We start from the raw sequence: 13266 nt of genomic DNA on the forward strand, positions 1-13266 counted from the left end.
GTTCCCTGAGAGCTCTGATTTCCGGTATCGGTGCGGTGCATTTAGGACATTGTGCAGCGCAGCGCCAATTACATCTCTTGTCTGGCCCCTATAGGCTATGGTTATAACCAAAGAATGACCACGATCCGCCAACTCCACCACCTTGTCGCGCTGGCCGATACGGGTTCGTTCGCGGAAGCCGCTCGGATCAGCCACGTCTCGCAGCCGGCGCTGAGCCAGCAGGTCAAGGCGCTGGAGGAGCGGCTCGGGGTGCGGCTGCTGGAGCGCTCGACGACGGGGGCGATCCTGACGCCGATCGGGCGGAGCATTGTGTCCAAGGCGCGCGGCATTCTGGGTGAAGTACGCGGCATCGAGGAGCTGGCGCAGTCTGCAGCAACGGGGCTGACCGGGACGCTGCGGATGGGGACGACGCCGACCCTGGGGCCCTATCTGCTTTCGCCGATCATTGCCGATCTGCACCGTGCGGCACCGGGGCTGCGGCTCTATGTGCGCGAGGGCATCCCGGACGAGCAGGCGCTGCAGGTCTCGCGCGGTGAGCTTGACGTGATGCTCGGGCCGCTGCCGATCCGGGGGGATGATCTGGAGATCGAGCCCCTGTTCCGCGAGCCGCTCGATCTGGTGGTGGCGGTGGATAGCCCGCTGGCGCAAGGGCGGGTGGAGCCGGGGGCATTGGCGGGGCAGGTGCTGCTCTCGCTCGACACGCGGCATCACTTGCACCGAGAGACGCAGCTTATAGCCGAAGCGCATCATATGGCGCTGAGCCCGGACTATGAGGGGACGAGCCTCGATAGCCTGCACATGATGGCGGCCTCGGGTCTGGGGCTGACTGTGCTGCCGCGGCTCTACCTCCAGAGCGATGTGGGCGGGCTCTCGGGGATTGCTGTCGTCAACGTTGCGGGGTGGAAGGCGCATCGTTCGGTGGCGCTGGCGTGGCGGCGGGGGACGAGCATGGAGGCGGCGTTCCGCATGATCGCCGAGCATGTGCAGCGCTCGGCGCGGCGGATGCTGGAGAAGGGGCTGGGCTAGGGCTTTGCCGGGGCTTCCCAGCCGCCGCCGAGGGCCTTGAACACGCTGATCTGGGCGTCGGCGCGGTCGGCTTCGGCCTGGGCGAGAGCGGCGCGGGTCTGCGCACGCTGGCGTTCGGCGTCGAGCAGTTGCAGGAAGCTGTCGGCGCCGTAATCGAAGCGGATGCGCGAGAGGCGGGCGGCGTCGTTGCTGGCAGTCATCGCGCGGCGCAGCGCGGTTTCGCGTTCGGCGGCACCGCCGGCGCGGGCGAGCGACTGTTCGGCTTCCTTGAGCGCATTGAGGATGGCCGCGTCGAACTTTGCCAGCGAGCCTTCGGCGACGGCCTTGCTCTCGCGGACGCGCGCGCGGGCGGCGCCGTTGAAGGGGAAGTTCCACTTGATCTGCGGGCCGACCGAGTAGCCAACCGAGCTGGCCGAGCCGAGGTTGCTGAGCTGCGTGGCGCCGAGCGAGGTGCTGCCGAGGAGCGAGATCTTGGGATAGAGCGCGGCGGTGGCGACGCCGATGCGCGCGGTATCGGCGGCAAGCGCGCGTTCGGCCTGGCGGACATCGGGGCGGCGCGCGAGGAGCGCTTCGCCGTCGCCGACCGGGAGCGGTTCGGTGGCCATCGGCACGGCGCGGCACTTGGCGGCGGCGCTGTCGAGGATCGTGGCGGGTGCATCGCCGATCAGGACGGCGAGCGCGTAGAGCGCGGAGCGGCGCTGGGCTTCGAACACCGGAACCTGCGCGCGGGCCTGCTCGATAAGGACGGTGGCCTGATCGACTTCGCTCTGCGTGCCGCGTCCGGCGGCGAGACGGCGCCGGGTGAGATCGAGCGTTCTGGCCTGCAGGTCCTCGGTTTCGCGCGCGACGTCGGCCTGCTGCCCGAAGCCGCAGGCCGAGGCGTAGGCGCGCGCGGTCTCGGCAGCGACTGCAACGCGCGCGGCATCGACGGCGGCTTGTGCTGAGGCAGCATCGGCGCGGGCAGCTTCGAGCGAGCGGCTGACCCCGCCGAAGAGATCGACTTCGTAGGAGGCATCATAGCCCACCGAGAAGAAATCGAACGAGACGGTGCGGCTGAGCGCGGGGACCACCTGCTGGCTGTTGGTGAACTGCGCGGTCGCACCGGAGGTCGGCAGGCGCGCGGCGCCGGCTTCGGAGAGCACGGTGCGGGCGCGCTGGAGATTGGCGGCGGCGACGCGCAGGTCGGAGTTCTTTGTCAGGGCCTGCGTGACGAGCCGGTCGAGCTCGGGGTCCTTGAACAGCTGCCACCACTTCGGCGGGAGCGGCGAAGGGGTGACGGCGCCGTTTTCCAGCGCTTCGGTGAGGCGGACCTGCTCGGGCGGGAGCGCGGCGGGGCGCTTGTAGTCCGGGCCGACGGCGCAGGCCGTCAGGAGCAGCGCGGGGAGGAGGGCGGCGAGGCGCTTCATGCCCCGGTTCATGCTTCGCCCTCCGCCGCCGGGAGGGCCTTTGGCTTGCGGCGCAGCCATTGGCCGACGCGTTCGCCGAAATTGCGGCTGATGATGTAGAACGAGGGCGTGAAGAGCAGGCCGAAGCCGGTCACGCCGATCATCCCGAAGAACACCGCGATGCCGAGCGCCGAGCGCATTTCCGCGCCGGGGCCGGTGGCGATGACGAGCGGCAGGGTGCCGAGGATGAAGGCGATCGAGGTCATCACGATCGGGCGCAGGCGCTGGTGCGCGGCGCGTTCGGCGGCGGCGCGCGGTTCGAGCCCCTCATCCTCGCCCTGCCGCGCGAACTCGACGATGAGGATCGCGTTCTTGGCGGCGAGGCCGATCAGCACGACGAGGCCGATCTGGGTAAGGATATTGTTGTCGCGGCCCATGATGTCGACCCCGACGATGGCGGCGAGGAGACACATCGGCACGATCAGGATCACCGCGAGCGGAAGGACGAGGCTTTCGTATTGCGCCGCGAGGAGCAGGAACACGAAGACCACCGCGAGGCCGAACACGAGGATGCCGGTGTTGCCCGCCTGCTGCTGCTGGTAGGCAAGTTCGGTCCATTCGTAAGTGAAGCCGGCGGGGAGGTTGGCCTTGGCGAGCTGGTCCATCGTGGTCAGCGACTGGCCCGAGGAGAACCCGCGCTTGGTATCGCCTTGCAGTTCGGCGGCGGGATAGAGATTGAAGCGCACGACGCGGTAGGGGCCGCTGTCGTTCTTGAGCGTCATCACCGCGGCGAGCGGGACCATCGCGCCCGAAGCCGAGCGCGTCTTGAGCCGGAGGATATCGCCGATATCGTCGCGGTAGGGCGCGTCGGCCTGCGCGGTCACGCGGAAGGTGCGACCGAGGAAGTTGAAATCGTTGACGTACGTGCTGCCGAGATAGGTGCCGAGCGTGGCGAAGACGCGCTCGACCGGCACGCCGATCTGCTCGGCGCGCTCGCGGTCGATATCGGCCTTGAGGCGCGGGGTCTTGGTGTTGAACGTGGTGAAGACCGAAGTGAGGCCCGGCTGCTGGTTGGCCGCCATCATCATCTTGAACGCGGCGCCTTCGAGCGCGGCGTAGCCTGCGCCCGAGCGGTCCTCGATCATCATCTTGAAGCCGCCGCCGGTGCCGATGCCGCGCACGGGTGGCGGCGGCACGACGAGGACGTTGCCGGCGGTGATGCTGCCATAGGACTTGCGCAGCTCGTTCGCGACCTGATCGGCGGAGACGCTGCGGTGGTTGAAGTCCTTGAGCGTGATGAAGATCGCGCCGGCGTTGGGCGCGGTGGTGAAGGTCGCGCCGTCGAACCCGGCGAAGGCGATGGTGGCCTTTACCGCGGGGTTGTCGCGCGCGATCTTGGCGGCGGCCTGGACAATCTCGTCGGTGCGCTGGAGCGAGCTGCCCGGCGGGAGCTGGACGACGCCGATCAGGTAGCTCTGGTCCTGCGCGGGGATGAAGCCGGTCGGCGTCTCGTAAAGCCGCCAGCCGGCGATGGCGAGGAGCAGGACATAGGCGACGCCGATCATCCCGAGCGAGCGCACCAGCCGCGCGGTGAGGCGGCCATAGCGCTGCGACAGGGTTTCGAAGCGCTGGTTGAAGCCGCGCGCGAAGCGGACGGGGAGGCCGCGCCAGCCGGTGGGGCAGGGCGTCTCGTCATGGTCGCGCGGCTTCAGGATCAGCGCGGCGAGCGCGGGCGAGAGGGTCAGCGAGACGAAGGCCGAGATCGCGGTGGCGCTGACGATGGTCAGCGCGAACTGCTTGTAGAAGGCGCCCGAAATGCCGGGGATGAACGCGGTCGGGATGAAAACGCCGCACAGCACGAGCGCGATGGCGATGAGCGCGCCGGAGACTTCGTCCATCGTCTTGTGCGCAGCCTCGCGCGGGGTGAGGCCTTCCTCTTCCATCAGGCGCTCGATGTTCTCGACCACGACGATGGCGTCGTCGACGACGATGCCGATGGCGAGGACGAGGCCGAACAGCGAGAGGTTGTTGAGGCTGAAGCCGAAGGCGGCCATCGCGGCGAAGCTGCCGATCAGCGAGACCGGGATCGCGAGGATCGGGATGATCGAGGCGCGCCAGCTCTGCAGGAACACCAGCACGACGAGCGCGACAAGCACGATCGCCTCAAGCAGGGTGTGCTGGACGGCTTCGATCGAGGCGCTGATATATTCGGTCGGGTGGAACGGGACCGAATAGACGAGGCCGGGCGGGAACGACTTCGACAGGGCGTCCAGCTCGGCATCGACCGCCGCGGCGGTCTTGAGCGCGTTCGAGCCCGGCAGCTGGGTGACCGCGAGGCCGAGCGAGGGAAAGCCGTCGCGATAGGCGTTGGTGCCGTAGTCCTGCGCGCCGAGTTCGAGACGGGCGATATCGCGCAGGCGGGTGAGCCGGCCCTGATCGTCGCGCTTGATGATGATGTCGCCGAACTCGTCGGTCGAGGTGAGGCGCCCTTGCGTCTGGATGCCGAGCTGGAACGCGGTGCCGCCCTGGTTGAACGGCGGCTGCCCGACCGACCCGGCCGCGACCTGCGCGTTCTGCGCGCGGATCGCGGCGATGATCTCGTCCACCGTGAGGTTGCGGCTCGCGGCGGCATCGGGATCGATCCATACGCGCATGTTGTAGTCGCGCGCGCCGATGATGCGGACGCCGCCGACACCGGGAATGCGGCTCAGCCGGTCGAGCACCTGCAAGGTCGCGTAGTTGGCGACATACTGGTGGGAGAGCGACTTGTCGGGCGAAAAGAGGTTCACGACCATAAGCAGGTCGGGCGAGTTCTTGCGCACTGTCACGCCGATCTGGCGCACTTCCTCGGGCAGGCGCGGCTCCGCCGTGGCGACGCGGTTCTGCACGAGCACCTGCGCCTGATCGACATTGGTGCCCGCCTTGAAGGTGACGGTGATCGCCACGTTGCCGTCGCCGGTGGAGGACGACTGCATGTAGATCATGTTCTCGACGCCGTTGATCGACTCCTCGAGCGGGGCGGCGATGGTTTCGGCGAGCGTTTCCGCAGTCGCGCCCGGGTAGTTCGCCGAGACGACGACGGTGGGCGGGGCGATTTCAGGATACTGGCCGACGGGCAGCGACGGATAAGCGATCGCCCCGATGATGACGATCAGGATCGAAAGCACGCCTGCGAAGATCGGACGGTCGATGAAGAAATGCGGCAGGCGCATTACTTGGCCGTGGCCTCGGCGGCTGCGGGCGCCGCGATGGCGTTCGAGGCGGGCGAATCCGCCGCCGCGCGGGGCTTGAGCGTGATCAGCTTGGCATCGACCGGCATGCCGGGCTGGAGCCGCGCAAGGCCATCGAGAATGACCTTCTCGGTCGGCGCGAGGCCGGTCTTGATCACGCGCAGGCCTTCGACGAGAGGCCCGGTCTCGACATTGCGTTGCAGGCTCTTGCCGTCCTTGTCGACGACGTAGACGAAGCGGCGGGTCTGGTCGGTGACAATGGCCTCATCGGGCACGAGCAGCGCGCTGTAGGTGCCTGACCCCAGCAGACGGGCGCGGCCGAACATGCCGGGGACGAGGAAGCCATTGGGGTTGCTGACTTCGGCGAAGGCGCGGATCGTGCCCGAATTGCGGTCGATCGCGTTGTCGACGAACTTCATCAGGCCGTGCCAGCGGTAGCTTGTCTCGTCCGCCAGCTTGATGTCGACCGGATTGGGGGCATAGCGCGAGGATTCGCGCTCGCCCGCCTGCGCCTGGCGGACATATTTGAGGTAGAAAGTCTCCGCGCCTTCGAAGGCGAAGCGGATCGGATTGACGGTGACGATGCGGGTGAGCACCGTCTGCCCGGCGGCTACATAAGTGCCGATCGAGACGCGCTTGTCCGAGACGCGCCCGCTGATCGGGGAGCGGACCGTAGTGAAGGAAAGATCGAGCGACTTGGCTTCGAGGTTTGCCCTGGCTGCGTCGGCGGCTGCGACGGCGCTGCGCAAGTTGGCTTCCTTGGTCTCGAACTCCTCGCGGCTGACGGCCTGCGCATCGACAAGCTTCTGCGCGCGGGCCAGCTCGGTACGGGCATTGGTCAGGGCCGCCTGGGCCTTGGCGAGATCGGCGCGGGCCTGTTCGGCGGCGGCGCGATAGGGGCGCGGATCGATGGTGAAGAGGACCTGGCCCTTCGCCACTTCGACGCCTTCGCGGAAGTTCACGCTTTCGACCGTGCCGGAGATGCGCGGGCGAATCTCGACGTCCTGCACGGCTTCGAACCGGCCGACGTAGTCGTCCCAATCGACCACCTGCCGCTTCAGCGGAACGGCGGCGGAGACATGCGGCTTGGGGGGTGGCGGGGGGGCTGAAGGGGAGCAAGCGGCAAGCGCCGCTGCGGCGAGGAGGGGGAGAGAAATGATTCGACGCACTTAACTCTCGTAAGTGTCCTAGTTTCAAAGTGCAACGCCTGCTGCGGTGCAGCGAGGTGACCCGCCAGGGTGAAGATCATCCCCCCGGACCTTCACCGCGCACTCCCGTCTTGGCAGTGGCGCAGGGCGTGATCAGTTGCTACAAGCAACGCAAATCAAGGCCCGTGGGGAGACGACAGCGTGGCGATCGAGGCAAAGGTGAATGGCAAGCCGGTAAGCTTCGCGGGGGAACCGGATACCCCGCTGCTCTGGGCGATCCGTGAGGAGCTGGGGATGACCGGCACCAAGTTCGGCTGCGGGATCGCGGCCTGCGGGGCCTGCAGCGTGCATATCGACGGCGAGATCACGCGCTCGTGCAGCGTGCCGATCAGCGATGTGGCGGGCAAGTCGATCACCACGATCGAGGGCCTCGCCGCCGCCGATGGAACGCTCACTGCGTTGCAACAGGCATGGATCGCGCATCAGGTGCCGCAGTGCGGCTATTGCCAGTCGGGCCAGATCATGGCTGCGGCGGCCTTGCTGGCGAAGACGCCCAAGCCGACCGATGCCGATATCGACGCGGCGATGACCAATATCTGCCGCTGCGGGACCTATCCGCGCATCCGCGCCGCGATTCACGATGTTGCTGGCCATGACGTCGCCGGCACCGCCGCCGCCGCACCCGCAACCCCGGCCTGAGGAGACAAGCAGATGGGCATGATCCGCAGAACCTTCCTCATCGGCGGCGCGGCACTGGTCGGCGGCGGCATTTTCGCGGTCCAGTATGGCGACAGCTCGGCCAGGTCGCAGGCGGCCAAGCTGACCGACGGCAAGGACGGACACAATTTCGGCACATGGCTGCGCATCGGCGAGGACGACACCGTCACGCTCTATTCGCCGCACACCGATATCGGGCAGGGTTCGAACACCGGCCTCGCGCAGATGCTGGCCGAAGAGCTGGACGCAGACTGGAGCAAGCTTTCGGTCGTCTCGGCGCCCGCTGAGTCCGCGTTTGCCAACGTGGTGCTGGGCAAGGGCTTCCTTTCGGAAATGAGCGGTTATCCGGGCATTATCGGGGCGATGCCGATGTCGCTGCTGGGAACGATCGCGCGGCAGCTCAACCTGCAGATCACCGGCGGTTCGTCGGCGCTTCGCTTCACCGGGCAGCACGGGCTGCGCGTGCTGGGCGCAGGCACGCGTCAGGCGCTGATCGAGACGGCGGCGGGGCGCATGGGCGTTCCGGCGGGCGAACTGGCGACAGCGGACGGCAAGGTTGTCCATGCCAAGTCGGGCAAATCGCTGCGCTATGGCGAACTCGCGGCGGAAGCGGCGACGCGCAGCCTTTCGACCAAGGTCGCGCTCAAGGACCCCAAGGACTTCAAGCACATGGGGAAATCCATTCCCCGCTTCGACATTCCGGCCAAGGTCAACGGTACCGCGCAATACGGCATGGACGTGATGAAACCGGGCATGCGGGTGGCGACGGTGATCGCGGCACCGGTGCGCGGGGGCAAGCTGGAGTCGGTCGATCCCAAGCCCGCGCTGGCCGTGGCGGGCGTCGAGAAGGTGATCAGCCTCGATGCCGCGGTGGTGGTCGTGGCCAAGGGCTATTGGCACACGCTGAAGGGCGCGCGGGCGCTGACGCCGAAGTTCACCGATGGCGGGCACGGCCTGTTGTCCACGGCGACGATCTTCGCCGAGCAGGACAAGCTGCGGAGCGAAGGCAAGCCGACCAAGACCATGGGCGAAGGCGATGTCGATGCCGCGCTCAAGGCCAATGGCGTCAAGGTGATCGAGGCGGACTACCGCATGCCGTTCCTCCACCACGCGATGATGGAGCCCTTTGCGCTCACCGCGCATTACAAGGACGGGCACCTCGACGTGTGGGGCGGCATGCAGGACCCGCTCGGCGCCAAGGCCGCGGCGGCGAGCGCGGCGGGCCTTGGCGCGGACAAGGTGACGTTCCACCCGATGCTGATCGGCGGCAGCTTCGGCCGCCGCCTGCCGATGTATATGGAGATCGTGGATCAGGTGGCACGCGTTGCGATGCAGGTGCCCTATCCGGTCAAGCTGATCTGGTCGCGCGAGGAGGAAGTCTCGCAAGGCGCGTACCGTCCGCAGAGCTCGGCCAAGCTGACGGCGGCGCTCTCGGCGGACGGCAAGATCACCGCGTGGCGCAACGATTTCGCGCAGCCGGAGGATGGCCTGCGCGAAGTGCCGTTCTTCTATGATGTGCCCGCCGTGGCGCGGCGGCATTTCAAGCAGGTCTCGAACCAGACTGTCGGCGCATGGCGTTCGGTCAACGCGACGCAGCACGGCTTCACGACCGAAAGCTTCATGGACGAGCTGGCGCATGCGGCGGGCACCGATCCGGTCGAGTTCCGCCTGAAGCACCTGAAGCCCGGGCGGCACCGCACGGTGCTGGAGGAAGTGGCGAAGCGCAGCGGGTGGGGTTCGCCGGTCGAGCCGGGCCATGCGCGCGGCGTGGCCGTGGTCGAGTGCTTCAACACGATTGTCGGGCAGGTGATCGAGGCTTCGCTCGACGAGGCCGGCATGCCCAAGGTGCACAAGGCCTGGGCGGTGGTGGACTGCGGAACGGTGGTCAATCCGACGGCGGCCGAGGGGCAGATCCTCGGCGGGCTGGTGATGGGGCTTTCCTCGGGCATCGGTGAGGCGATCACGCTGGACAAGGGCGCGGTGCAGCAGAGCAACTTCAGCGATTACGAGGTGCTCAAGTTGGCGAATGCGCCGACGGTGGATGTGCATTTCATCAACAGCGGGGCGGAGATGGGCGGGATCGGCGAACCGGGCCTGCCGCCGGCGACGCCAGCCTTGGCAAACGCGCTGTTCGCGCTGACGGGCAAACGGGTGCGGGCGCTGCCGATCAAGGATCAGGCGAAGGCTTGATTTCGAGGGGTTGCGGGACTCCGGATCGAGTCCGGGGTTTCGGACTGCTGCCTTCTCCTTTCGTCATTCCCGCGAAGGCGGGGATCCAGGTCGGCTGGCGCGGTGCCTTGCGGCTCTGGATTCCCGCCTTCGCGGGAATGACGAGGGTGGGGAATGATCGGTTACGGAGCCAGAGCTGTCGCGCTTTCCGGCACATTCCAGCCGCGGATCGCGATGCTGGCGGGCTTGGCGCTGGGGGGGACACGCACGGTGAGGGTGCGCGCCTCGCCCGGCATCAGTGAGATGTAGTTGTCTTCGTAGAAGACGGGGAGGACGCGGGCGCCTGCCTTGTCGAGGACGGTGAGCTTGATCGCGAGTGCGGGGGTTTTGCCGGTGTTGGCGAGGCTGAGGATGAGCGGGCGGTCGCTGCCCTGCGGCGCCCCGGCCTTGGCCGTGAGGCTGATCGCGGCGGCGGGCATCGTGTTCAGGTCGCGGTAGGCGGCGGTGTCGCGGCCGCGCCAGTAGAAATTGCGGCTGAGCAGCGCGCCCTTGGTATCGACGAGATCGAGCGCGACGAGGACCATCGCGCCATTCGTCATGAGCGGGGCGAGATCGACTGTTCCTGCCGGCGTTGCCGTGTTGGCCGGAGCGTTCAGCGGCATTTCCTGCTGGAGGAGTGTACGTCCCGCCAGATCGGTGACGCGAACCCGCGCCGTCAGCGCCGGGATATCCCCGCGCGTGGTGTTGATCACCATGAGCTGGTTGTCCGGCAGGTTGAGCTGGATGTGCACCGGTTCCGCTCCGGCGCGGGCGCCGTAGTAGGCGGCGTGGGTGTCCATGTCCGAGCTGTAGAGCTGCCAGGCGTTGGAAGGCCACGAGGGGTGAGTCATCCAGAACAGGCGGCCGGAGTTTTTCGTCCACAAGTGGCCGAGGAAGCCTTCCATCATCGCCTTGTGCGTCTCGAGGTTCATCATCTGTGCCTTGCGCTCGAAGTCGGCGAGGCTGGTCGCGGGGCCGAACATGGCGGCCAGCGTGTCCATGAAGGTGCGCGTGTCGCCGTTCCCGCTGAAGTGCCAGTCATGGTAGGCCATCGTATCGCCGAGCGGCCAGCGGTCGGCGGCAGGCACGCTGGCTTCGATGGCTTCGCGGGTGGCGAGGGAGGGGGTGCCGGTTTCGACCGAGAAGCCGCTGGCGAGATCGGTGAAATAGCCTTCTGGCGGGCGGTAGTTGTAGGGGCCGGAGCCTTGCAGGTTCACGACGTTGGAGGAGCCAGTGTACCAGCGGGTGCCGTCGAGTTTGGTGACGAGGGCATCGAGGCCTTCGTTGAGCGCGGGATAGGGCACGCCTTCGTTGCGGCCGAACCAGACCACGATCGAGGGGTGATTGCGGTAGCGCGCGATGGTGTCCGCCGCATTGGCGAGGAAGAGCTGCGGGTCCTCGGGCTCGATCTGGAAATCCTGCGTGGACTGCCAGAAATCGTTGAGGATCATCATGCCATTCTCGTCGGCAAGGTCGTAGAACGCGGCTTGCGTGTTGTTGCCCATCCAGTTGCGGATGACGTTCATGTGGGCTTCGCGCTCGAGCCGGAAATAGGGTTCGAGCTCGGCGCGGCCGAAGCGCTTCATCGCATCGTCCATGCCCCAGCTGCCGCCGCGCGCGGCGATGCGGACGCCGTTGACGCGCAGGGTGAGGTGGGGGAGCTGGGTCGACGGCGGGACGGGGCGCACGGCGGGGGATTTTTCGCCTGCGGGGGTCAGGCTTTGTGCCCAGCCGAGCGGGGTCTGCTTGATGGCGCTGTGGCGGACGTCGATCAGGGGTAGTTCGCCGCATCTGGCGTCGGTGGGATCGACTTCGACGCGGTTCAAACGGCCTGCGTGGTCGAACAGCGCGAGCTCGTAGCTGACTTCGCGGATGCCGAAGCGGAGGGTGCGGGTGTCGGAGGGTTGGCCATTGGCGGCGGCGGAAAGGGTGAGGGTGTAGAGGGCCGGGTCGCCGTAGCCGTTGGGCCACCAGAGGCGGGGATTGGCGATGCGGAGCGCGGGGTCGGTCGTCGGTGAGAAGGCGACGGTGGTTTCGCCGGGGGCGGCGGTGACGGTGCGGGTAAGGGTGATGTCGCCGATCTTTGCGGTTACGGTGACGGGGATTGGCTGCGCGGCGGGGTTGGTGAGCGGGACCGTGATGGTGACATCGGCGCTGTCGGTTTTCGGGAGCGGCAGGTCGGTGACGACGTGCGGATCGCCGAGGCGGACGGGGCCGGTCGCTTCGAGCGCGACGCCTTGCCAGAGGCCGGTGTTGCGGTCGCGGATGCCGGGGATCCAGTCCCAGCCTTCGGTGGCGACGAAGGTGGGCCCGTCGATGGCAAGCTGGCCGCCGTTTTCGCCGACGCCGCCCTTGACAGACTGTTCGTGCGGGATGCCGGGGTGCGGTGGAGGACTGACTTTGACGGCGACCACGTTTTCCCCGGCTTGCGGGGTGAAGGCGAAGCGGCCGCGGGCGAAGGCGCCTTTCATGGTGCCGAGGCGCTGGCCGTTGATCCAGACTTCGGCAGTGTAGTTGATCCCGTCGAAGCGTAGGGCGAGGGACTTGCCGACTGCTTCGGCGGGGACGGTGAAGCTGGTGCGGTACCAGTAGTCCTGCCGTGCGAGGCTTTCGGGAATCGCGAGGTTGCCCAAGCCGTAATAGGGGTCCGGGTAGACGCCGCGGTCGACCATGGTGGCGAGGACCGTGCCGGGGACGCGCGCGGCGAGCCACTTGGCGGTATCGACGCCGGGGCGGGAGAGGGCGGCGCCATCAGCGGGGCCGAGATCGGGGGCGGGGATCAGCCTCCAGCCATTCATTTGCCACTCGCCCGGAGTGGCGGGGGCGAGCGCGGGCTGGGCCTTGACCGGGATGGCACGGGAGGCGCTGGGCGGGGTGTTGGCGTGCGGCAGGAGCCAGGCGTCCTGCTGTTCGGTGAGGCCGATGTTTGCCTTGCGCTGGAAGGGCCAGCCGACGCCGACCTCGCGGAACTGGACCACGGCGAAATCGGGGCGCCGGGCGAAGAGGGCTGCCGCGTCGCGGACGGTGTTGTCGAGCGTGGCTTCGGCGAGCGAACCGGCGAAGTGCGGCTTGCCGGGGAACGGCGGGGCGATGGCGATGCCAGGGTCTGTCGCCGGGGCGGTTGCGGCTTGCTGCCAGGCAAGTTTGCTGTCGATGTAGAGCCGTGCGGTCTTTCCGTCGAATGTGGCGGCGAGGTGGGTCCAGCGTCCGGCTGCGAGTGGGGTGGCGGCGGTGATCAGCGTTTCGCCGAGGCGCAGGGCGGGGCGGCCGTCGACGAGGACGAGCCCACGGCTCTGCTGGATCAGGGTGACTTCGCCGGGCTGGATGCGGTCAGGATTGATCCATGTGGAGAGCGTGAAGGGCGCGTTGGCCGCGGCAGCCGGGATTTCGCGCTCGATCCCGATGCCGCCTTCGAGGATGCGGACGTTGTAGGGGCCGCCGCCGTCGGGCACTTCGGCATGGACCGGCGCGGCGTTGAGCGCGCTGGCGGCAAAAGCACCGGCGACAGGGAGGAGCGGCGCCAGATGGCGCGCAATTGTAGGCATTTCCGGT

The 13266-nt window shown here is 67.8% G+C and carries 7 protein-coding genes; 3 read left to right on the forward strand and 4 right to left on the reverse strand.

Annotation, left to right across the window (positions count from 1 at the left end):
- Nucleotides 1-114 precede the first annotated feature (114 nt).
- Complete coding sequence (locus IP83_RS00070; protein WP_054120163.1) at nucleotides 115-1026, forward strand: LysR family transcriptional regulator; 912 nt, start codon at nucleotides 115-117, stop codon at nucleotides 1024-1026.
- On the opposite strand, the gene IP83_RS00075 is transcribed toward IP83_RS00070, so the two are convergent.
- The 3 genes from IP83_RS00075 to IP83_RS00085 are packed head-to-tail and all read right to left on the reverse strand — an operon-like array spanning nucleotide 1023 to nucleotide 6810.
- The gene (locus IP83_RS00075; RefSeq protein WP_231624842.1) at nucleotides 1023-2444 is read right to left on the reverse strand and encodes an efflux transporter outer membrane subunit; all 1422 of its coding nucleotides are present in this window, start codon (nucleotides 2442-2444) and stop codon (nucleotides 1023-1025) included. The genes IP83_RS00070 and IP83_RS00075 overlap by 4 nt on opposite strands.
- Entirely contained in the window at nucleotides 2441-5623 is a 3183-nt protein-coding gene (locus IP83_RS00080; RefSeq protein ID WP_054120164.1) for an efflux RND transporter permease subunit, read from the reverse strand. Before IP83_RS00080 ends, IP83_RS00075 begins: the two co-directional genes overlap by 4 nt.
- Nucleotides 5623-6810: an efflux RND transporter periplasmic adaptor subunit gene (locus IP83_RS00085; RefSeq protein ID WP_054120165.1), complete on the reverse strand. Its 1188-nt coding sequence runs from the start codon at nucleotides 6808-6810 to the stop codon at nucleotides 5623-5625. Before IP83_RS00085 ends, IP83_RS00080 begins: the two co-directional genes overlap by 1 nt.
- A 180-nt stretch (nucleotides 6811-6990) precedes the next feature.
- Between IP83_RS00085 and IP83_RS00090 the strand changes: the two genes are divergently transcribed.
- A complete protein-coding gene (locus tag IP83_RS00090) occupies nucleotides 6991-7488 on the forward strand; it encodes a (2Fe-2S)-binding protein (RefSeq protein WP_304437608.1) in 498 nt (165 codons plus the stop codon).
- A gap of 18 nt (nucleotides 7489-7506) precedes the next feature.
- Nucleotides 7507-9696 carry a molybdopterin cofactor-binding domain-containing protein gene (locus IP83_RS00095; RefSeq protein ID WP_231624843.1) on the forward strand — a complete coding sequence of 730 codons (2190 nt, stop codon included), beginning with the start codon at nucleotides 7507-7509 and terminating at the stop codon, nucleotides 9694-9696.
- Nucleotides 9697-9857: 161 nt separating this feature from the next.
- Here IP83_RS00095 and IP83_RS00100 read toward each other — a convergent pair whose 3' ends face one another.
- The gene (locus IP83_RS00100) at nucleotides 9858-13259 is read right to left on the reverse strand and encodes a LamG-like jellyroll fold domain-containing protein (protein ID WP_054120166.1); all 3402 of its coding nucleotides are present in this window, start codon (nucleotides 13257-13259) and stop codon (nucleotides 9858-9860) included.
- Nucleotides 13260-13266: the final 7 nt, after the last annotated feature.

Source organism: Novosphingobium sp. AAP93, from assembly GCF_001296055.1.
In the GTDB taxonomy this organism is placed as follows: domain Bacteria; phylum Pseudomonadota; class Alphaproteobacteria; order Sphingomonadales; family Sphingomonadaceae; genus Novosphingobium.